The following is a 21,004-nucleotide window of genomic DNA, read 5'->3' on the forward strand; positions in this document are numbered from 1 at the left end:
TATCGCCCTTCAGCAGGTATTATATTTTCTGATACACTTTGTCCTTTAGATTGATACATTTAAATTTATTATTGAACTCTGAAGGTAGAGTTTCACTTTTACCAATGATCAGGTAACCTCTGCTTACAAGAGCGTTGTAGAAGTCATTGAATATCTTGGATTTTTGCGAATCATTGAAATATATGATTACATTCCGGCAAAAAATTCCATCAAGATATCTGGACACAGGGGTATCAGTGGTCAGGTCATGTCTTTTGAACCTGATATGTTTCTTCAGAAAACTTTTCACCCGATATCCATCGTCTTCCTTTTCGAAATATTTGTAAAGGAGCGCCTTATTCAGATTTTTCAATTGTGATGCGTCATAATATCCTTCTTTTGCCTTTTCTAAAGAATCCAAATCAATATCTGTTGCATATATTGTGAACAACCAGTCGCTGCCGAGAGCTTCATAGATGCATATTGCAATGCTGTATGGCTCCTCACCATTTGAGCATCCAGCGCTCCAAAAACGTAGCATGTTACTTTTAACCTTGAGTTTTCTGTTAGCAATATCTGGCAACACCATATCCATGAAAAACTTGAATGGAGTTACGTCTCGCATGAATTCTGTTACATTTATGGCAATAGTATTAATCAACTCTTCAATCTCTTTTTTACCGTTTTTTCTGAGAAAACTGAGGTATTCTTCAAACGTTTTGTTTCCCGTAGCTTTCATTCTCAGCTCAATACGCCTTTTTAAGTAACTCTCTCTGTACTGATTTAAGTCTATGCCTGATTGTTTTGAGATATAGTTTATTAACATCTTGAATGCTATATCCATAATTCTACACCGTTGCTGTATTTAACGAGCATTTTCCCACTATCTGTATAAAAGTAGACAGATCTTCCAACATCACCACCAACGTCTTCAGAAACGATCTTTATACCTTGACTCTCAAGAATATTTTTTATTGCATCAACGTTTCTATCACCTATTTTGAGCAAATTCATGTTCATGTGTTTGAATATTTGTGCTCCTCCGGCCAGTTTTGCGACAATATTGCGTTCTTTGCTACCAAGTCGCTTCATTGCACTGAGCATCATCTCCACTGCATGGTCTGCATATTTTGCGCTTTTGACGGTTCCATTTTTGGAGCTCGGAAGCATAACATGTGCCAGACCTCCAACCTTGTTGTACGGGTCGTACAGTGCAAGACCGATACAGGAGCCTAACCCTATGGTTTTCAGTACTGCCAGCCCTTTTACAACTCTGAACTCGCCTATGCCTATTAGGTGTTCGTGGATCATTTTACCATCTCTAATAGCTGCATTATGTATTCAAAGAATTTTTCAGTTGGAATCAACATTAAGAAAATGTTTACAGTATTGTCCTGATCAACCAAGTCAGTTTCGAAAATTATTAGGTTATCAGTTTTATCAGCAATCTGTGCAAGGAGAGCATCAATGACAGCAACAGAATAATCTTTGGCATAGCTGGGTGGTGTGGGGATTAACACAGTATCGAGCATGTTCGCAATCCCATCACAGAAATGAGATGCGAGAATGTTTGAGATTTCCATTATTGTGGATTCGACCATGCTTTCATCACTTGAATCTCCTATCAACAGTTCGGCGAGCTTGTTTGGAGAATCCTGAGGAAATATCATGTACAGAAACCCAGAATTATCGTTATCCATCGTGCTAAGCCCCACGACAGTTCCAACCACTATCTCATCTGGTTTTATGACTTTATCCAAATTTGAAAACTTCAATAAATATACCTCTGGTACCGTTATGTTTATCGGTCTGCCAAGCATCGTGGCCAAGGCAGTAGATGCGTTCCCAACACCGATATTGCCCATCTCTCTTAAAATGTCAAGTTCTTCATTTGTCAGATTTTCAAACTTGGACACATTTTCACCCCCCAATCAGCGTTGACACATCAAGAATTGGGACGACTTTTCCGTCTCCCAGTATTGTAACCCCGTTAAATCCTCTAATCTTGGCTAAATGTCCATAGAGTGGCTTAATTACTATTTCCTGTTGATCTGTTATGGCATCTGCGATTAAAACATATCTCTCATTTTCTTTTTCCACAATGATACCAACCTCTTTTTCAGATTTTGAACCATTTATCTTAAAAAGGTCTCTCAGTCTAAATACTGGAACGAGTTTCCCCCTTACCAGTAGAAACTCCGAACCGTGAATATTTTTGACCGAGTCGCTCGTTACGTAAATTGCTTCAACAACGTTTGATATTGGGATCGCGTATGTCTCATTTCCAACCCGTATGAGGAGAGATTTTATAATGGCAACTGTAGGTGGAAGCTGTATTCGGATTTTTGTACCTTTGCCTTTTTCGGAAAACAGCTTTACAGATCCACCAAGTTTTTCTACAGTGGTTTTCACAACGTCCATGCCAACGCCCCTTCCTGAGATTTCGCTTGCCCTTTCTTTTGTAGAAAAGCCCGGCATGAATATCAGCATTTTTATGTCGTCTTCACTCATCCTTTCTGCTTCATCTGGTGAAATTAGGCCTTTTTCTATAGCCTTTTTCTTAATTTTTTCTGTATCCAGTCCCTTACCATCGTCTTCAATTTCAATAATTATATAGTTCTTATCTCTCCAAGCAGAAAGCCTTATTTTTCCAACTTCACTTTTTCCAGATGCTTTTCTTTCGTCGGGATACTCAATGCCGTGATCCACACAATTTCTGACTATGTGTATTAGAGGATCATTAATTTGATCAAGGACTGTTCTGTCGAGTTCTGTGTCAAGCCCATCCATAATAAGCTCCACTTTTTTACCCAGTTTTTTAGCCAGGTCCCTCACAATTCTTGGGAATTTGCTGAAAACTCTTTCCACTTTTTCCATTCTCATTTCCATAACTTCGTCCTGCAGGTTCGAAATTATTTTGTCCATAATAGAGACTGCCTCCTTGAGCTCAGGTATATCGTAATCTGAGGATATCTGTATCAATCTTCCCTTGTTTATTACCAGTTCACCAACTAAGTTCATGATAGTGTCCAGCTGAGAAATGCTTACTCGTATAAATTCTATTTTCTTTTCTTTTTTCGGATGAGGGGTAACGTCTGCTTTTGTTTGAACAGACGAATCACTCTTTTCTGTTTTATTAGAAATATCTTCTTGTTTTTTCGACTCGAATCTGGAGGTTTGAGATATAATCTCCTCAACCTCGAATTTGTCAATCTCCCCGATTTTTGAGAGAACATCATTTATATCATGTATCCTGTCCGTCTTCATCAGTACTGTAAATTTGCCATCAAATCCCTCACTGTCCATTATATCTTCGTCAGGAACTGTTCCGACGACCTCTCCAACCTCTTTAAGGGATTCAATAATCAAAAGGGCCCTTACAGACTTCATGATACAGTCTTCTGCCAAAGTTATGTTTACGCGGATATTAGCTTCGTCTTCGTGTATTATTTCAGGTTTCTGGTTTCTTTCGGTTTCAATTTTTGCATCCTCTTTCAGTATTTTCTGGAGTTCAGTAGCCACCTGCGAAATGTCATGGTGGTCGTTACCCTCCTCTTCGATTTTGTCGACGAGGACTTCAAGCAAATCGATAGCAGAGAGAAGAACATCTACAATATCGCTATTTATTTCAATTTTACCGTCTCTTACTGCCCCCATTACGTTCTCAAGCTTGTGACATAGCTCTTCAACTCTTTTGTACCCCATAAAACCTGCCATGCCTTTAATTGTATGGGCAAGCCTGAAAATCTCGTTTACTGCCTGGAGGTCTCCTTTTTCAAGTTCAATGAACTGCTGATTCATGGCATCTATGTATTCTCTCGTCTCCTGTATGAATTCTTCCTTGAACTGCTCTATTTCATCCATTGACCATCACCTCAAGACGCCTGACAATCTCTTCAGCAATCTCGTAAACTGGTCTCACGACATTTATTGCACCAATCTCGATTGCTGCTTTTGGCATTCCAAAAACGACACATGTGTCCTCACTGCTGGCGATAGTATATCCACCGAGTTCCCTGATTCTTTTTAGCCCCCTTGCCCCGTCCTCTCCCATTCCTGTCAGTATTACGCCAATAGTATTCTCACCATAAACCTCGGCAAGGTATTCAGCGGTCACATCTACTGAGGGTTTTACTGCATTTACCAACATACCGTCGATAATTTTTATTCTGGTCACATTCATGATCTTTTTGACTCCCATGTGGTACCCGCCGGGGGCAACATATACCACTCCGTCTTTCACTCGTTCGTTATTTTCAGCCTCTTTTACACTTATATCCGATATATTGTTCAGCCTGTCTGCAAGTTGTTTTGTAAATTGCGGTGGCATGTGCTGGACAACGAATACCGGAGCTGGCAGATCATCCGGCAACCTTGGGATAACCATTTCAAGGGCACTGGGCCCACCCGTTGATGATCCTATAAGAATCGCGACGTCCCTGTCCTTCTCCTTCCAGTTCCCCTTTACTGCACCCTCTCGAATTTTCTTAAGCTTTTGAAGTCTTATTAAATTGGGCGGCGTCTTAGTAATTGCATGTACTTTGGCCAGAAGTTCGTCTTTCACTTCCGATATATCTATTGCCACCCCATCCGGCTTGGGTACAAAATCCGTTGCACCCAGTTTAAGAGCTTCAATTGTTTCTTTGGCGCCTTCCTTAGTGTATGAGCTAAACATTATCACGGGAGTGGGCTTTTTTTCCATTATGAGTTTTAAAGCTGATAAACCATCCATAACGGGCATGTTGATATCCAAAATTATGATGTCTGGTTTTAGCTGGATCGTTTTTTCAACCGCTTCAAGACCATTTTTGGCTGTGATTGTGTCTATGTTTTCTTTGGATAGCAATTCGGAAACTGATCTCCGTATCAGTGCCGAATCATCGACTACTAAAACTTTCATATTCCAGCCACTCTTTTGAGTTCCTCAATAACTTTCGGAGCCTGGAAAGGCTTTACGATATAACCCTTAGCACCAAGTTTGATTGCTGTTTTGACCATCTGTTCCTGACCCACTGCAGTACACATGACGATCTTAGCGCTTGGATCCATTCTCTTTATCTCTTTGAGTGCCTCGATCCCATTCATTTCTGGCATAACAATATCCATTGTTACTACGTCAGGTTTCAACTGTCTATACATCTCCACAGCCTGTTTTCCGTTCTCGGCCTCTCCAGCTATGTCAAATCCTCCCGTAAACAGTATATTTCTCAGCAATTTTCTCATAAATGCTGCGTCGTCCACTATCAAAACTTTTGGCATTTAGATCACCCCACCACTTTTTTCATAGCATCATTTACGAGATTTACCCCTTTGGGGGTCAATTCTATTTCTTTTCGTATTTTAACAACTTTTGCCAAACCTAATTCTATTAGCCGGTCATAATATCTGTTCAGTTCATCCGTAGGTATCCCCAATATTGACTCTATACCTGCTGAATCCACACCGGAATAAACCATTGTGAGTATCTGTTCTTCTATTTCCGAGAGCTTTTCTCTTGGCTTTTGCCTGTCCAGTAGTTGGTTAATGTATTGGTCAAGTAACTCCAGTGTGGTTTCGGGACACAGGACGTAACTTGTAATTACTTCATTTTTCTCCACATGAGTTACCTTTAACACAGCACGTTGCTTTTTATTTACTGTCTTAAGTTCTTTACCTACCGACCCTAAGTTATCCCAAGGAATTCTTATCTGCTTGTTAGGTGATAGGAACCATATTGCATTTTCAGTGATGGCAAGATAACCTTTCTCCCACTTTGCATCGCTCACGATCACCCCACCACGAATTGCAGGCGAAATAAAATATACTGCAAAACGATCCGCCTTCAAGTTGAAGGTGAGAAATCTAAAAATCTGGCCTTGTTTACTCCCAAAATTTAAAAAAAATTCGCTATTATTTGTCTGTAGCCTTATGGCAACTTTGCCGTTGTATTTTGTTAATTCAACATCTTTTATCTCTCTGAATAGGATGTTTAATCCATCAATCATTATCGCATCGTTATATAGTACGGCCTCCTTTTGAACCCATCCATTTTCATACAACTCCACAGGTGTTTTGAGTAGAACTTTTCCTGGCATAGTCACTTCAACTTCTCGTATTCTTCATCGCTCAGGACTTTATTCAGATCAATCAATATCAGAAGACCGTCTGGTAGCTTTCCAACGCCTTTCAGGAATCTTGCTTCACTCCGGGAAGTGATGACCTGGGGAAGCTCCTCAATTTCCGAGACTGGAAGGTACTTGACTTCGGTCACATTGTCGACCATCATGCCAATTACTGCATTATCGTATTCTACGACAATAATTCTTGTATTGTTGTCGATTGGTTTCGGTTCCATGTTAAAACGCTTTCTGAGGTTAATTATTGTTGTAATCTGCCCTCGTAGGTTTATCACCCCCTCTACAAAATCGGGGGCGTTTGGTATCCTCGTAATCTCTGAAGGTTTGATGATTTCTCTGACCTGCGAGATATCTACACCGTATCTCTCCTCTCCGAGTGTGAACACGATTACTTGAACATTATCATTGCTTCTAATAACTTCCTGCATCTCAATCACCCATAAAAAATTTAGGTGGTGTTAGATACTATTTCTCATCTGACAGGCTATTGGACTGAGCGACCTTGCTTGACTTAAATGTTTCAATCATCGTGTTCAGCGTTTCATTAGCAATGTCTTTTATCTTGGCCATGGCAAGGTTGATCTGCTGGATTGCTGCAGTCTGCTCTTCAATCGCTGCAGAGGTCTCTTCACTGCTTGCAGCATTTTCTTCAGCTGTTGAAGCGACTTCCTCGAAGTTCTTAGCTACCTGCTCTATCTTTTCCAGCCCCTTCTGAGCAGCATCTGCCACAGTTTCGAGCATTTTACTGATCTCAATCACGGAATTACCTATGTCCCTCGCTTTATTTAATGCTTCAGTAATGTTGGCGCTACCTTCCATACTCGCTTCTTTCACAGCGTTTGTTGCATTGATGACTTTCTTGGTTTCCTCCTGGACCTTTGAGACGATCTCATTTATCTCTTCGGTGCTCTTCCGGCTCTCCTCAGCTAATTTTCTGACCTCATCAGCAACGACTGCAAATCCCCTACCGTGTTCTCCGGCCCTTGCTGCCTCGATAGCTGCATTTAATGCGAGAAGGTTGGTCTGATCTGCAATCGTCTTGATTTTCTCCGTAACTTTCCCTATTTTAATGACTGCCTCCTCAAGAGCCTGCACAACATTGGCTGCAACATCCACTTCTGCAACAATCTGCTCAATTGCACTTAGTGCCTTTTCACCAACCTCTGCCGCTTTCTGTGCATTTTCCGATGCGACCTTAGACGTGTGTGTGAACTCCACAGCTTTTTCTGTGAGATCCTTGAACATTTTCTCCGATTCCTTTAGATGCACCATCGACTCGTTTGCGAGTCTGGATAGATTTTCACTTCCGGTTGCAATCTGCTGAGAGGCAGAGCTGATCTGTTCCATTCCTGAATTCATCTGGGTGAGTGCCTCGTCGGTCTCGTTAAGTCTCTCATTGACATTTCTCATACCGTATACAAGTTTTACAACTATATTTTCCATCTTTTCGGCAAGAGTATTGAATGTGTCAACGACATCTCCAAACTCATCATCCTTCTCTTTTTCAAGTCTCACGTCGAGATTTCCTGACTGTAGCTCCTTGATACCGTAGCTAAGTTTTTCGAGGTTTGACCTAACGTATTTGAGCATGTCTTCTATTTCTTTTTCTTTCTGCTTAATTTCACTCAGATCTACAACATATTCCACAGCTCCAATTATTTCTCCCTTCTCATTTCTTACGGGCGAACCAGTGTACATAATGGGTGTCTCTTTTCCATTGGGCCTTGCTATCGTTTCTTCAGTTACAGACTGCCCTGTAATCATTGCTCTATGTACTGCACATTTTTCGGTGTTGCAGTCATCCGTTTTGAAAAGCTCGTAACATTTCTTACCAATGATATCCTCTAACTTAGTTCCAAGAACTTTCGCAGTGGCATTATTGGCAGTAATGATTGTAAAGTCTTTGTCCACTTTTATAACAGGAGTATCAACTGCATTGAGTATCGTTTTAACCTCTTCCTCCTTCTGTTTGACCTCTGAGACGTCCATGAATACATCTATTGCTCCGACAAATTTGCCATCAATATACATTGGAACACATGAAACCAGCACAGGTATTTCTTCACCGTTAATTGCTCTTGTGGTTGCTCTGAGATTTATTATTGGTTCTTTTGTTTCTATTACTTTGTCTGCTACAGTCTTACCTCCGACAGTGTGGAATATCTCGTTGGGGTGCTTTCCAATAATTTCGTCGGCTTTTTCAAATCCTGCAAGCTTTGCCACCTCATCGTTACAGTACCTTATGATTCCCCCTTCATCTACAAACAGAAGATATGCGGGATAGGGTATGTTTTTCACAAACTCCTCTATGAATGACAATGTTTGTTTAATTTCAGTTAAATCTTCGACAGTTTCCACGACTGCAGTAAGGTTGCCGTTTATGTCATAGATAGGCGCTGCAGTGGCCTTTACATAGCGCCTTTCGCCATTTTTGACATCAATCCACGTTTCAACAACGTAGGCCTCATCTGCTATATCAGACCTGTCGACAATGTCGTAGTGTTTCTCAGCATCCTTGGGATTGTCAATAATCAGGTCTGCGAGAATTGGGCGCTTCTCCTTGTAAAATGGCATCCACTGTTTATCCGTACCAACGATTTCTTCAGCTTTAACACCTGTGAGCTTCTCCGCTGCCTTGTTCCAGTATCTCAGCTTGTGATCCTTGTCAACCATGAACGCAGCGACAGGTATACTGTCGAGAATCTCTTTAATTTCTTCCTCTTTCTCCTTAGTTTCAGTGACGTCAATGAACGTATAAAGTACACCATCAAGTTTATCGTCCTGATTGAAAACAGGTACACAGGAGATTACTGCTGGGAAACTTGAATTTCCCACTTTAATTTCATCCTCAAATTCGAAAACAGGTTTGCCTGTTCTTAGCACCCGCTCAGCAATGTTCTCTTCTGCTTTTGATACAATCACTTCGTTGATATTCTTTCCAGTTATTTCACCTGCATCATTGTATCCTGCCAGTCTGACAAGTTCGTTATTCACATATCTGATTTTACCATCTGAATCTACAAATACGGCATAAATAGGTCGAGGTAGGTTGAAAAAGACCCTTTTAACGAATTCTCTCTTGTCGTTAAGCTCATTTTCTTTCTGTTTGAGTTCAGTAATGTCATAGAATGACTTAACGTAGCCCACGTATTTGCCGTCGAGATATACCGGATAAGCTTTTATCTCTGCAAAAAACTCGAATCCATTCTTGGTTATGATTTTTGCTTCAATTTCGACTGATTCGCCGTTCTTTATTTTATTGACCATCTCCCTACCAACTTCCTCGTAGTCAGGATGGATAACTGCAAAATCCGACGGCTTCTTTCCGATTAACTGTTCTCCAGTCTCATATCCTGCAAGTCTTGCAGCATTATCGTTAGCGTACGCGATTCTGCCGTCTCTATCCACAAAAATTACTGTTCCAGGAAGATTTTTGAAAATCTCTTTCATCAATACGGCCGAGCCATCCTTTTTACTTGAGAGTTGCTTCTTTAAGGACTCTATTTCTTTGTTTTTCTCTGAAAGCTCGCTTTTCAGTTTCTTAATCTCGGTTTTCTCCTTGTTGCAATCATTCTCCCTTTTGGCAAATGTTCCGGATTCTATAATTGATTTAAGTCTCGAAACTGTCTCCTCATCATTTAGAACAGAGAGAAGTTTCTCTAAATCATCCACGCTCACCACCTCTGGCAGATAAAATTCTTAAGATAATAATAAAGCTTGCTTTGAGAAAGCGAATCCAAAATCCGAAAGTAACATTGTGAAATTTCAAAAATGCAATTGCAAAAATCTAAGCACACAGTGGAAAGTAAATTATATATCCGGCTCTATGTTTGATCAAAGTAATGGATGCACAAAAAATAAGCCCGTTGGATATAAGTTTCTCAGCAATAGCCGTGTTCTCCTCAATTATGCTCACTTATCGATGGCTAAGCCTTTACGACAAATTTGATCCAGTTATAAACTTCTACTCTGCTCTTCTAACCGCTTCGCTTGTACTTTTAATCCTCAAAAGAAGATAAGACCTCATCAAAATTCTTTTTAGTTTTTGATTCATATTCGTGCATTTCGTCAAGAACTTTTTTCATTTTTAGACTGCTTTCCTTGATAAATCGTATGGCTTGTTTATATTCTATCTCATCTTCAAGTTCAGCAACACCAAGAATGACAGCGAGAGCGTTCCTCAACCTGTCCGCAAGATACTGAAAATATTCAAGATTGGCATTTAACTGATTCAAAGCACCTTCCAGCTTTTCCCTTGCCTCAATTGATTCAATAACCTTGATCAAGAAATTCGTGAGATCGCTGAAAACTTGAACAGCTTCTTCAAAGTTTCCGTCTTCTTTTATAAATATGTATATTGACGTATCTTCGGAAAGGGGCATTGTAAACAAAAAATCATGCATTGTATCCCCATTGCACTTCCTACACGGAACAATGTTGACGAATTTTGGCTGGAAGTTTAAATATCTGCATGTGCTCACATCCTCTTTTAGCATAGTATATTTTTCTGAACCGTCCAGAATAATAACGGCCGTGCAGATGTCGAGTTCAGAAATTTTGCTTGTAAAGTATTTGAAAATGTCCCTTCTATCTTTGAGGAACCACACATTAATTGCTATTTCAAACGCTTTGAAAAGTAGTTCATTGATCCTTGCTGAATCGCTGCCCATCATGACACTCCCTGAAGGGACTTTAATCTCATCAATATTTCGTTCAACTCAGATTCGAGTTCCTCAGCGGCAAATTTTTTCCCTTTAAGGTCTCGGAGTAGATCTATCTCCTCCTCTTCTTCTACCTGAACTTCTTTCGCAAGACTGGAGATTAGATCGTCCTCTTCATCGAATTCTATTTTCGTTTCACCTTCTTCTTCCTCATCGTCTTCTCCGTCAGTCTCTTCAAGAGGAACGATGGATATCTCCTCTTCAACATCTTCCATAGACAGGTCATCCAACTGTCCAAGCTCTGGCAATCCAGGAAGGTCTTCAGCTTCATCGGAAACCGCTTCAGGAGAGTTTATCTGACTCGCAGTTTCCATTTCTTCGAGCAGATTTTCCTGCACTTCGACATTTTTCACGACGAGTTCATCAATGGGATTTGTCTCATCCATACTACCTGAATTTGACTCCGCATCTTTCTTTATCCCTTCCGAGGCAACTTTCTCTAACACCTGATCAATCTTTTTGATCTCTTCATCCATATTTTTCTTTATTTTTATATTTGGCAGTCTCAAGCTCAGGTTATTTTTAGATAGCAGCTGTGGCACAATGATCGCCACAACTGCGAATACAACTCCGACAATTATTTCCCACATATTCTCCCACCTCCCAGCACTACCATTTTGACCATTTTAACCCGCCTCCGCCAACGACGGGAACGAAAACGCCCAGTCCACACCTATTGGTACAAATATGAATATTATCCCCGAAAGTATCATCAGAATGCTGATGTAAAAGTACATCATGTAATTAGCACTTCCTTTTACTATTTTCATTGACAGGGCATTTGAAAGAATCAGAATGAGGCTGACAAAGAGTGCATACATTTCAAAAAGGCCAACGGGTACAGCACTGAAAAGTCCGAAGTTCATACCAGCCAGTCCAGTCTTGCTCATAATATCCGAGGCACTTCCAAAGGTCGAGAGTTGAGATTCAAACATTTTTGAAATCAGACTTGTGAATTTCTCGAGTATTTTTGTGATAAAGAGTATCAACCCAACCATCGAAACGTGTAGGGGGATTACTAAGTTTATAAAACCGTTAGAGATTAGGTCTCTTTTAAGTCTTAAGAGCACCATTTCCAAGTTTGAAGAGCCCACAATCTCTCCAACAAGATTCGCATCCCCACCCATATCGGTTGCATCGATGAATATTGGTGTAAGTTTGCTTATCAGATAACTTCCGCTCTCACCCGTAAATTTGTCCCAGCTTATCTTTGGATCCAGTCCGAGACTCAATCTTTTATGTAATGGCATGACGAGGTCTTTCAGTTCACCCAGATTCTTTTTGTCCAGCCTTGAAAGGGCTTCAGCCATTCCAACTCCAGCACCAGAGATTGTTGCACCAAGGCCTCGGATTACGCTTGTGAATGCTTCATCTCTTTTACTAATTTTCCTGTCATCTCTGTAGCCTATTATTCCCAGCGGTAACAAAACGAAACCTGAAATTATCAGGCCAATTCCTTTTGCGTCAATTCCCAGTATTTCCATTTCGGGATTAAATACGGCAGGCAAGACTGAAAAAATCAGTAACGCTGCAAGAAAAATTGGCAAGAGCAGTACTTGCAGCCTTGAGATTGTCATTTGTTCCTTAGATTTTATGGGCATACTATGTGTTTTTGCGTCTTTAGGCGTCGCCTTATATAGCATAAAAACTCCGAAAAGTGAAAATGCTAGGCTTGAGAATATTGCTGTGAGTATCATTGATAGAGGATCGCTAACGCTGTAGATTACGATAGAGAGCAGGATAACAACTGATATCAATGTAGTGGACACAAGGATAGATACGTAGGCATCGGTCCACTTTCTCAGGCTTTCAAGACTTCTCTGGTATTCGTCCTTTCTCACGGTTTTGAATGTCCTCCATTCTCGCTCAATAAATTCTTCATCTGGTTCTCCAGATGCTATGGCATTCGAAAATCTGTTAAGCAGCTCTTTCAACCTTTTATGTTTTACTTTTTCTGCTATAAGCTCACAAGCCGTGGCATAATCGTAATGCCATTTTTGAGTCAGATCACGAATTTGTTTGAAATATTTGCTGGGGCTATATTCCTTCTTTTCAGCAACAAGTTCAAATATTTTGTCTCTGCTCAGGTTGGCAGTTGATAGCGATGCCATGTATGTGAGTGTGAAAAGTAGATCGTTATCCATTAATTTCTCTTCACTCATCTCCTTTAGTTTCCTGGCTATATTTGCAAACAGAGGTATGTTTATCTCCCTCTGCCAGAAACTTTTTTTAGTTTTGAATATCTTCGATGTCTTGAATTCCATACATATCCACCTCACACCTTGATGTTCAGCAAACCGCTCTTCTGTATCTTTGACAGTGTTCTGAAAAACTCGTAGAAGTCCACTACTCCTTCTTCGTGCAATTTTTTCAGTATTTTTGCTCTTTTTTCGACTTCCTGATAAATCACTTTCTTTTTATTGGGCGGAATGCCGAGTCGAGTGGCTATCTTCTGCTCCAAAAGATACGAGCTACCAAATCCGGTAAAAACATGAGTGTCTGTTACTGGATCCCACTGAAAAACTTCGATAAATGAGACTCCACCTTTTTGTGGGTTGTACCCAATTATCTCGCTTACGCTCAGCACCCTTCTTACGAGTTTCCCGTCAGGTCTTCTTACGGCACTCTGTATAACTACGAAGTTTAAATTATCTATAAATGTTTTCGGAACGCTTATAGGCTCAGTCGTAAGTCTCTGGATGAGTTTTTCTACGGTAGCAGCATGAAACGTGGACATGACAGGATGGCCAGTCTGCATGGCCTGAAATGCAATGTTGCCCTCAACACCTCTAATCTCACCAACGAGTATGTAATTTGGCCTCTGCCTTAATGCCGCTTTGAGCAAATCGAACATTGTGACATCTGAGCCGCTTCCCTCGCCAAGTGTGCCACCTCTCGTACTGCCTCTGGTGACCTCTCTCGTCCAGTTTCTGTGAGGTACCTGCAGTTCAGGGGTATCCTCAATGGTAACAACCTTGGCATCAGGTCTAATAAATGCAGTTATTGCATTGAGTAGTGTGGTTTTACCACTTGCAGTTTCTCCACAGATAAATCCACTCATACCTTCACCTATTAGAAGCCAGAGGTAACCAGCAATCATGTAGTCAAGAGAACCGAACTCTATCAGCTGAAGAACGCTGAATGGGGTCTCATTAAACTTTCTTATTGTGAAGTTACTGCCATTTTTGCTGATATCATTACCATACACAATGTTAATTCTGCTTCCATCTGGAAGTGTAGCATCAACTATTGGGTCCTTGTAAGTAACAGGTTTGCCAATTCTCTCTGCAAGCTTTATTATAAATTTGTTGAGGGTCTCTTCTTCTCTAAACTCAATTACGCTTTTTAATCCTTTGAAGATCTTGTGTTCAATAAATATTGGACCAAGGCCACTGCAGGAGATATCTTCGATGTATTTGTCTCTTATGTATGGCTCCAGAACGCCGAGACCTATTTTATCCCTTATCAGTGCATATTCCAGTGCCTTGTATTGCTGTTCTGTTACATAGATCTTGTCAATTCTGGAGGACCCATTTTTGCTGAATAGTTTGGATAAGAAGCCAAGTTTTATCTTTGGCGACGGTGCGAAACTTAACTTGCCCTGAATATCGTTTGCAATACTATATTCAGCAAGCTCAGTTTTATCAACAATCTCACATATCTCTTTGAGAGCGTCTTTCAGAATTCTGGTTTTTACAGCTTCATCTTCAGGATCAAATTCAATATCGGTTATGTAATCAACAAGTTTCAGCTCTACCTGTTTCAGTAGGTCTTCAACACCAGTTAGCAGTGTCGGCTCTATTGGAATGTAGTAGTTCCTGACGTCATTCTTATCCGGATAAATGTGAATATAAATCTGCTCGTCGGCTGGATAGATTAGGTTTGGATTGTCCATATCTCCGTGTTTTTTCCTGTCGAGTTTTGGAGCAAATCTCGGTATTCCAATCTTATCTATCGGGAGTATATGTATGTATTCCAGCAGGTGGAGATTCTTCTCCACCTCTCTTTTCATCCTTTCAGGCAGCAATCTGTAGATTCCACAGCTCTGAAGATTCTCGTGGCTATGTGTATCTTCGAGTTGCTTGGGTTTAAACGGAAAATTAGCCACAACACCCTGCTTGAGTTCCCTGGGCTTGTAACTGAATTCAAGTTTGCTGTCTGTCATATTCGCAACCAATACACAATGTTTTCTCGATATATTTTTCTTATGTCCTCGCCTCAGACACAGGTATGATCTTAAGGCCGAATCCGGGATGAACCTCAAAGCTTACAATATTTCCTGTAGTTTTCTTAGCCCCTCTTATTTTTGCAACTTCAAGGACGCTCACATACCTTTCACCGACCTGTTCCTTCCTGAGGAACAGATGACAATCACATGCTGACCTGATTCTAACAAGAGTATCTTCTTTAAAAGCATGCTGGTGTAGTGTGATCAATATCGTTTTACCGTTGTCTGCAAGGTTTTTCAGTCGCGTCAGGAATTCAAGCACGTCATCTTCAGTCGAATATGTTGTGAACATCGTTAATGAATCAACAATAATGACATTCTCTTTGATGACTTTCATGTGGTTGGCTACGAGATTGAGTATCCTTCTCATCTGTTCAGTACTCCAGTCAATACCTTCAATATGAACAGGGAATATCCTGACATATCCAAACGCGTAAAAGTCCGATATGTCAAGACTGAGTGATTCCATCTGTCTCAGCAGGCTTTTTATGGTATTTTCTGTTGTATAGTATGCAATTTCCAGTCCATTGAGGAGGCCACCATACGCGAATTGCTGGCATAAAACACTTTTACCTGTATCGTTCTCACCTTCGATTAATGTCAATGAGCCTAAGGGGATCCCACCACCCAGCCTTTTGTCTATTTCGGTGTTCCCACTGGTCAAAATATTCTTGTTTTCTTCATCTTCAAAGATATCCATCCATCACCACCCCCTATCAACCAACAACAAAATCCAGAACATTACAGATCGCATTTGGAGTGCATACCTGTAAGACGTATGTGCCATTATCAAGCGATACAGTCGCATTTGCAGAGGCAATTTCACCGGGGTCAAATATGTTCGGGTTGATCAGTTCGTTGACTATTGTGTAATTTGCGGTCAGATATCTTGTAATCGTGGCTCCGCTCGTTGTTGTGCCATAAATGAACATGTCGAATTTGTTGAAGTTGATGAATTTTTCAGTACCGGTATTCTTCACATAAGTGGTCAGTTCTCCGATAATAGGATCGTAAGAGACATTTATCAACGTTATATCTGTTTTAAGCCTTTCAATCTCGGATTTAACACCTCCCTTATAGCCTTCAAGAGTCGTATCTGCTAAGTTGGTGTTTCCAGCTATAAGAGTGTATGCAAGTGAGATTAGAAACACAGTAATTATCAATGTGGCTATAATGGTATGGAATCCCACTCATATCACCTCGAGAAAACGTCACTGGCCTTTACACCATTATACAGTATCATTACCACCGAATATTCGTTTTGAGGGAGGGTAGCATTTATTGTAACCATCAGTGTCTCGCCTTTGTCCCAGTAAGAATCTCCATCTCCATTGACTATGCTCGTCTGCACATCTTGTGAGCTCACAGAATAATGGTAGTTGTCTGTGTTGGACGTTATAAATATGTCACTCATGTTTATGACATCCAAAGACAGCGGCACATCTCCGGTGTTTTTAGCCCATATTGTCACCTGTGTATCATTTGCTGAAGAAAATATGATTTCGAAATCGGTTTTGACTTTATCGTTTAAATTGTTACTCAAAGAAACATAAGAATGAGCTAAATCATTCACAGTTGGAAGCATTGCTAAGCTAACGGAAGATACAGCCACAACCGTTGCAATTACAAGGATGTATGTTTCTATCACCTCCCTCATAGGTTACCTCCCCGTTTGGCATATTTACATCACTATTTTTCTATCCAGTATCAGGCTCAGCACTTTGGAGTCAATCGTTCTGTCATCAGGGTACAGAATCTTGTAAAGCCTGTACAGCTCAAAGACGATCTCTTCGAAGTTATCGTTCATGACTATCAGATCCGCAATCTGCGACACGAACTCTGCCGTCTCTTCTTTTATATATCCTGCTGATTCAAATATCCTCAGCATGAGCTTGAGGGATTCGATGTTGTATTTTTCAAGCATTCCTCTTACCCAACCCATTATCTCAAAAAGCACTTCAATATCGTACTTCAGAAGTTTCTTGTCAGCAAAGATTGTATCCTTGCCTGCACCTTCCAGTGCTCCAAACTCTGGCTGAACTACCTCCATTCCAATAAATTCACCTCCTTTTATATTTTCTTCTGATTCTGGTTTATCCTGAGATGTGAACCCGTTCTGAACTGATTTGTTAAACCCCATACCCTCATTAACACCTCCTGCATGATCAACAGATACCTCTTCTTCTGCAGGTTTTTCACCTTCCTGTGTTTCTTCTTCCATCTGCTCCTCAAGAGGTTTTCCAGGTATTATCTGTATTTGCTGAGGGGGTGGGGCTTGAGATGCGGCATACCCCAAACCTTCAGCGAGGCTCTGAAGGTTTTGAAACGGATTTTCTATGTTGTTCAAAGTCTCCCTAATATCAATAAGCAGCTTTTTGATTGAACCTTTTATCAAGTCCACCTCTTTTTCCAGCTTCTCAAGCTTTCCCTCTGGGGTGTCTGCTTCTGCGGTTTTTAGGATGTCGTCTACCACACTTTCGTCTATCCCTTCCTGCATTCTCTATCACCTCTTAGAAGAAACCCAAAAAATAAAAAATAAAAGCTTTGAGTAGGTCACTGCAGCAGGACCATTGTCGGATCGATGGATGGCGGTACTTTAAGCTCGAGCGGATACGTTGCACCCATTGGTGGTTTGATTTCAATCAGGAACACTTCGTTGGGGTTGAGAGTGAATCCAGCAGCTTCAAGGTCGATGTATATTTCGGCCTTCTCAAATTCTTCAAGGTAGCTGTCTGCTCCACCAGTGTTCACAGTTGTAACCCAGTAAACTCCGTACTGTGTTCCTGTAGCTGCAGCCTGGGAGGATGTTGTGCTGGCGTTATACTTGAGTTCCACACTCTGGCCGTCCTTCGGGTTGACAATCGTTATGACTGTCTTGCTCAGGTCAATTGGCTGACCACCAGCGGTAAGCTGGATTGTGAACACAGTTCCTTTAAGCTCATTACTTGTAGTGTTGCCATATCCTATGACAGATCCAACGATTTCCATACTTGAAGATACCTGCTGAACACCTGTGTGGACAACCTCCTGACCCTTCTGGGTCGAGAAGAAACCGGCTCCAAGCAGTACGTAGCTGAACACTGCTGCAACTGTGATGAACGCTATCAGGGTTATTGCAGCCTCAAGACCCGTAAAACCCTTTATGTCCTTAACAAACCTACCCTTCATTCCGATCACCTCACACCCATGTAAGACTCGTCAGGCTTGGCGGAATCTGCTTGTTGACTATGAGCGGTGCACCGATTGGTGGCTTCATTTCGATGGTAACGTAGTCGTTTGTTGCAGGCAGGTTGGTCACCATACCAGCACTCTGCAAAGCTGTAATGTTTATCGTTATCTTGTATTTCTCATTCTTCTCAAGCAGGTTGTCTGGCGTACCTCCGTCCACATCAACTATGCCCTGATATGTCCAGTATTTGGTGGTCGCATTGTATGGCAGCTGAAGGTAGTAGTCCTGATACCTGAGTGCAACAACAGTGTTGTTAAGGTCGATCGGGGTTGCTCCAGCAGATAGTGTAATATAGTAGTATATCTCCTTGACATCACCACTGCTGCCTGTTGTATTTGCCACAAGGTAAACGTACTGGCCGTCAAGCTCCATGCTTGAAGATGCTTGCTTAACTCCCGTGTCAACGCTCTGCTTTCCTTTCTGGGTCGTATAGAAACCGGCTCCAAGCATAACGTAGCTGAACACTGCAGCCACTGTAACAAAAGCTATTAAAACAATTGCTGCTTCGAGCCCTGTAAATCCCTTTTCGTTTTTCCTTAACTTTTTCCAACTCACAGCTCACCACCTCACAATTACAATCACTCTTGAAAAGCAAAAATATAAATATTCTTTTTTTATCAATGAAATTTACATTTTGTAATTGCAAAAGTGAAAGTTGAGTATTGGAAACCCCTGCACTTAATAAGTTTTAAATATCGAGTCCTTTTTAGCTGGCCAGGTGATAGCCATGGCAGAGGAAGCAGTAGTGTTTGTGGGTTCAAAGCCGGTAATGAACTACGTTCTCGCAACCCTTACGCAACTCAATGAGGGCGCAAGCAAGGTTGTGATAAAGGCAAGAGGAAAGGCAATCAGCAGGGCTGTCGATGTTGCAGAGATTGTCAAGAACAGATTCATGCCCAATGTGAAGGTTAGCGACATCAGAATTGACACTGAGGAGCTTGAGAGCGAACAGGGAAGGATCGTCAACGTTTCAACTATCGAAATTGAGCTTGTTAAAGAGTAATTTTTTCTACCCCCTATTTAATTTTAATCAAAAAATAAAAGTGGCAGGAGACCTTTTCACTGCACCCCTTCTGAAAACTGTTTTCTGAGGACCTTCTTGTCTATTTTGCCAACACTCGTTTTTGGCAGTTCGTTCATGAACACAACTCTGTCAGGAACTGCCCACTTCGTGATCGTCCCCTTCTCGACATACTCCATTAGGTATTGCTTGATCTCCTCCTCGCTTACGCCTTCGGCGGGGACGACAATTGCAAGCGGCCTTTCGCCCCATTTTTCATCCGGAATGCCGATCACCGCCGCCTCCTTAACCTTCGGGTGCAGGCTGAGAATGTTCTCAAGTGTCAGGGTGGAGATCCACTCACCACCGCTCTTGACCACATCTTTAAGTCTGTCAACGATTGTTATGTATCCTTCATCATCCACCACCGCTATGTCTCCAGTATGTAGCCAGCCGCCCCTCCACAGTTCTTTCGTTTTCTCCTCGTCTTTGAGATAGGTGTCTGTAAGCCACGGCGCCCTGGTGACAACCTCACCCATCGTTTTTCCGTCGGCAGGCACATCAGTCATGTCCTCATCAACAACCCTGATGTACACAAGCGGGAAAGGTATTCCGGTTTTCACGGAAATCTTCGTTTTCTCCTCTTCAGGCAGGTCAAGAAGGTGGGGCTTCAGAAACGCTCCGGTTAAGGCAGGACAGGTTTCAGACATGCCATAGGCTGACATGGTTATGATGCCCTTCTCCCTCGCCTTTATCGCAAGGCCCTCGGGGAGCTTCGCACCGCCAATCAGAATCTTCCAACCGTTGAACTTCAATCCTTCGGGGATGTTGTCGACAATCATCTGGAGTATGGTCGGAACGCAGTGCGTGATTGTAACACCCTCTGAGAGGACGAGCTTTACAATCATTTCCGGCTCATACCTTCCCGGATACACATGCTTGTGTCCGAGGAGGAACATCATGTAAGGGACTCCCCAGGCGTGCACATGGAACATTGGCGTGAGGGGCATGTATACTTCTCTTTCCAGCACAAGCCTCAGGGGGGATCTGTAGGCAGCGAGTGCCACACTTCCAGAAAGGGTGTGCAGAACGAGCTTCCTGTGTGTGAACCACACCCCCTTTGGCCTCCCTGTTGTGCCGGTTGTGTAGCTGAGAGTGGCCATGGTGTTCTCATCAAAATCGGGGAAATCGTAATCGCTGCTTGCATTTTTCAGCATTTCTTCATACTCAATGTCGGTAAGGGTGTTTTCAGGCACAGTATCATCGGTCATTATCACGTAGTTCTTCACGTTCGGCAGCTTGTCCCTGAGCTTCTCCATCAGGGGGACGAAGTCTTTGAAAACGAGAACGACCTCATCATCTGCGTGCTGCATCGTGTAGAGGATGTCTTCAGGACTCAGCCTCACGTTTACCGTGTGAAGAACCGCACCCATCATTGGAATCGCGAAGTAGCATTCGAGATATCGATGGCTGTCCCAGTCAAGAACCGCCACCTTAGTGCCTTTTTTAACTCCAAGCTCCTCAAGTGCGCTGGCAAGTCTGTGAACCCTCTCGTAAAATTCAGTGTAGGTGTATCGCACCTTATCCCTGTAAACTATCTCCTGCTTCGGCGCGTAATTCACACCGCTCTCCAGAATATGCTTTATCAAAAGCTGGTAGTTATAGGCCTCATTCATGATTGATTGTTTAATTTGCAAACTAATATACCTTTTGTTAACCTGTTAACCGGCA

General features: G+C 41.8%; 21 protein-coding genes. 1 reads left to right on the forward strand and 20 read right to left on the reverse strand.

All coding sequences use genetic code 11. The features are described from left to right. Positions 1–19: 19 nt before the first annotated feature. From LPQ35_RS10840 to LPQ35_RS10930, 19 genes are all read right to left on the reverse strand, one after another. On the reverse strand, positions 20–823 hold the full coding sequence (locus LPQ35_RS10840) for a CheR family methyltransferase (protein WP_193807005.1): 804 nt from the start codon (positions 821–823) through the stop codon (positions 20–22). Further along, positions 814–1,290 carry a chemotaxis protein CheD gene (locus LPQ35_RS10845; RefSeq protein WP_193807003.1) on the reverse strand — a complete coding sequence of 159 codons (477 nt, stop codon included), beginning with the start codon at positions 1,288–1,290 and terminating at the stop codon, positions 814–816. Before LPQ35_RS10845 ends, LPQ35_RS10840 begins: the two co-directional genes overlap by 10 nt. Next, on the reverse strand, positions 1,287–1,895 hold the full coding sequence (locus LPQ35_RS10850) for a chemotaxis protein CheC (RefSeq protein WP_193807001.1): 609 nt from the start codon (positions 1,893–1,895) through the stop codon (positions 1,287–1,289). The genes LPQ35_RS10845 and LPQ35_RS10850 overlap by 4 nt, the downstream gene beginning before the upstream one ends. 4 nt (positions 1,896–1,899) lie before the next feature. After that, a complete protein-coding gene (locus LPQ35_RS10855) occupies positions 1,900–3,843 on the reverse strand; it encodes a chemotaxis protein CheW (RefSeq protein WP_193806999.1) in 1,944 nt (647 codons plus the stop codon). After that, the gene (locus LPQ35_RS10860; protein ID WP_193806997.1) at positions 3,836–4,879 is read right to left on the reverse strand and encodes a chemotaxis-specific protein-glutamate methyltransferase CheB; all 1,044 of its coding nucleotides are present in this window, start codon (positions 4,877–4,879) and stop codon (positions 3,836–3,838) included. Before LPQ35_RS10860 ends, LPQ35_RS10855 begins: the two co-directional genes overlap by 8 nt. Then, on the reverse strand, positions 4,876–5,238 hold the full coding sequence (locus LPQ35_RS10865) for a response regulator (protein ID WP_193806995.1): 363 nt from the start codon (positions 5,236–5,238) through the stop codon (positions 4,876–4,878). The genes LPQ35_RS10860 and LPQ35_RS10865 overlap by 4 nt, the downstream gene beginning before the upstream one ends. A 5-nt stretch (positions 5,239–5,243) precedes the next feature. After that, on the reverse strand, positions 5,244–6,053 hold the full coding sequence (locus tag LPQ35_RS10870) for a CheF family chemotaxis protein (protein WP_193806993.1): 810 nt from the start codon (positions 6,051–6,053) through the stop codon (positions 5,244–5,246). 2 nt (positions 6,054–6,055) lie between these two features. Continuing rightward, complete coding sequence (locus LPQ35_RS10875) at positions 6,056–6,523, reverse strand: chemotaxis protein CheW (RefSeq protein ID WP_048091156.1); 468 nt, start codon at positions 6,521–6,523, stop codon at positions 6,056–6,058. Between the two features lie 37 nt (positions 6,524–6,560). Beyond that, on the reverse strand, positions 6,561–9,767 hold the full coding sequence (locus tag LPQ35_RS10880; protein ID WP_193806991.1) for a PAS domain-containing protein: 3,207 nt from the start codon (positions 9,765–9,767) through the stop codon (positions 6,561–6,563). Between the two features lie 326 nt (positions 9,768–10,093). After that, complete coding sequence (locus LPQ35_RS10885; RefSeq protein ID WP_193806988.1) at positions 10,094–10,768, reverse strand: histidine kinase dimerization/phospho-acceptor domain-containing protein; 675 nt, start codon at positions 10,766–10,768, stop codon at positions 10,094–10,096. Further along, entirely contained in the window at positions 10,765–11,406 is a 642-nt protein-coding gene (locus LPQ35_RS10890) for a hypothetical protein (protein WP_193806986.1), read from the reverse strand. Before LPQ35_RS10890 ends, LPQ35_RS10885 begins: the two co-directional genes overlap by 4 nt. A 36-nt stretch (positions 11,407–11,442) precedes the next feature. Further along, positions 11,443–13,080, reverse strand: a complete 1,638-nt coding sequence (gene flaJ / locus LPQ35_RS10895; RefSeq protein ID WP_193806983.1) for an archaellar assembly protein FlaJ — start codon at positions 13,078–13,080, stop codon at positions 11,443–11,445. Between the two features lie 11 nt (positions 13,081–13,091). Continuing rightward, the gene (locus tag LPQ35_RS10900) at positions 13,092–14,981 is read right to left on the reverse strand and encodes an ATPase, T2SS/T4P/T4SS family (protein ID WP_193806982.1); all 1,890 of its coding nucleotides are present in this window, start codon (positions 14,979–14,981) and stop codon (positions 13,092–13,094) included. 40 nt (positions 14,982–15,021) lie between these two features. Continuing rightward, on the reverse strand, positions 15,022–15,744 hold the full coding sequence (locus tag LPQ35_RS10905; protein WP_048091148.1) for an ATPase domain-containing protein: 723 nt from the start codon (positions 15,742–15,744) through the stop codon (positions 15,022–15,024). A 16-nt stretch (positions 15,745–15,760) separates the two neighbouring features. After that, complete coding sequence (locus LPQ35_RS10910) at positions 15,761–16,234, reverse strand: hypothetical protein (protein ID WP_193806981.1); 474 nt, start codon at positions 16,232–16,234, stop codon at positions 15,761–15,763. Positions 16,235–16,239: 5 nt separating this feature from the next. Continuing rightward, complete coding sequence (locus tag LPQ35_RS10915; protein ID WP_193806980.1) at positions 16,240–16,701, reverse strand: hypothetical protein; 462 nt, start codon at positions 16,699–16,701, stop codon at positions 16,240–16,242. Positions 16,702–16,725: 24 nt separating this feature from the next. Next, positions 16,726–17,541, reverse strand: coding sequence for a hypothetical protein (locus tag LPQ35_RS10920; RefSeq protein WP_193806979.1), 816 nt, complete (start codon positions 17,539–17,541; stop codon positions 16,726–16,728). A 56-nt stretch (positions 17,542–17,597) separates the two neighbouring features. Beyond that, the gene (locus LPQ35_RS10925; RefSeq protein WP_193806978.1) at positions 17,598–18,212 is read right to left on the reverse strand and encodes a flagellin; all 615 of its coding nucleotides are present in this window, start codon (positions 18,210–18,212) and stop codon (positions 17,598–17,600) included. Positions 18,213–18,222: 10 nt separating this feature from the next. Further along, a complete protein-coding gene (locus LPQ35_RS10930; protein ID WP_193806977.1) occupies positions 18,223–18,828 on the reverse strand; it encodes an archaellin/type IV pilin N-terminal domain-containing protein in 606 nt (201 codons plus the stop codon). Positions 18,829–19,000: 172 nt separating this feature from the next. Here LPQ35_RS10930 and albA point away from each other — a divergent pair, with 172 nt between their 5' ends. After that, positions 19,001–19,276, forward strand: a complete 276-nt coding sequence (gene albA / locus LPQ35_RS10935) for a DNA-binding protein Alba (RefSeq protein WP_048093581.1) — start codon at positions 19,001–19,003, stop codon at positions 19,274–19,276. 56 nt (positions 19,277–19,332) lie between these two features. On the opposite strand, the gene LPQ35_RS10940 is transcribed toward albA, so the two are convergent. Further along, a complete protein-coding gene (locus LPQ35_RS10940) occupies positions 19,333–20,949 on the reverse strand; it encodes a long-chain-fatty-acid--CoA ligase (RefSeq protein WP_193806975.1) in 1,617 nt (538 codons plus the stop codon). Between the last annotated feature and the right edge of the window lie 55 nt (positions 20,950–21,004).

The sequence above is a fragment of the Geoglobus acetivorans genome, assembly GCF_039641995.1.
Lineage (GTDB): Archaea > Halobacteriota > Archaeoglobi > Archaeoglobales > Archaeoglobaceae > Geoglobus > Geoglobus acetivorans.

Excerpts from the sequence above, each read along its gene's own strand:
- LPQ35_RS10840 (WP_193807005.1), bottom strand. The coding sequence starts at position 823 with ATGGATATAGCATTCAAGATGTTAATAAACTATATCTCAAAACAATCA.
- LPQ35_RS10845 (WP_193807003.1), bottom strand. The coding sequence starts at position 1,290 with ATGATCCACGAACACCTAATAGGCATAGGCGAGTTCAGAGTTGTAAAA.
- LPQ35_RS10855 (WP_193806999.1), bottom strand. The coding sequence starts at position 3,843 with ATGGATGAAATAGAGCAGTTCAAGGAAGAATTCATACAGGAGACGAGA.
- LPQ35_RS10860 (WP_193806997.1), bottom strand. The coding sequence starts at position 4,879 with ATGAAAGTTTTAGTAGTCGATGATTCGGCACTGATACGGAGATCAGTT.
- LPQ35_RS10865 (WP_193806995.1), bottom strand. The coding sequence starts at position 5,238 with ATGCCAAAAGTTTTGATAGTGGACGACGCAGCATTTATGAGAAAATTG.
- LPQ35_RS10870 (WP_193806993.1), bottom strand. The coding sequence starts at position 6,053 with ATGCCAGGAAAAGTTCTACTCAAAACACCTGTGGAGTTGTATGAAAAT.
- LPQ35_RS10875 (WP_048091156.1), bottom strand. The coding sequence starts at position 6,523 with ATGCAGGAAGTTATTAGAAGCAATGATAATGTTCAAGTAATCGTGTTC.
- LPQ35_RS10885 (WP_193806988.1), bottom strand. The coding sequence starts at position 10,768 with ATGATGGGCAGCGATTCAGCAAGGATCAATGAACTACTTTTCAAAGCG.
- LPQ35_RS10890 (WP_193806986.1), bottom strand. The coding sequence starts at position 11,406 with ATGTGGGAAATAATTGTCGGAGTTGTATTCGCAGTTGTGGCGATCATT.
- flaJ (WP_193806983.1), bottom strand. The coding sequence starts at position 13,080 with ATGGAATTCAAGACATCGAAGATATTCAAAACTAAAAAAAGTTTCTGG.
- LPQ35_RS10900 (WP_193806982.1), bottom strand. The coding sequence starts at position 14,981 with ATGACAGACAGCAAACTTGAATTCAGTTACAAGCCCAGGGAACTCAAG.
- LPQ35_RS10905 (WP_048091148.1), bottom strand. The coding sequence starts at position 15,744 with ATGGATATCTTTGAAGATGAAGAAAACAAGAATATTTTGACCAGTGGG.
- LPQ35_RS10915 (WP_193806980.1), bottom strand. The coding sequence starts at position 16,701 with ATGAGGGAGGTGATAGAAACATACATCCTTGTAATTGCAACGGTTGTG.
- LPQ35_RS10920 (WP_193806979.1), bottom strand. The coding sequence starts at position 17,541 with ATGCAGGAAGGGATAGACGAAAGTGTGGTAGACGACATCCTAAAAACC.
- LPQ35_RS10925 (WP_193806978.1), bottom strand. The coding sequence starts at position 18,212 with ATGAAGGGTAGGTTTGTTAAGGACATAAAGGGTTTTACGGGTCTTGAG.
- albA (WP_048093581.1), top strand. The coding sequence starts at position 19,001 with ATGGCAGAGGAAGCAGTAGTGTTTGTGGGTTCAAAGCCGGTAATGAAC.
- LPQ35_RS10940 (WP_193806975.1), bottom strand. The coding sequence starts at position 20,949 with ATGAATGAGGCCTATAACTACCAGCTTTTGATAAAGCATATTCTGGAG.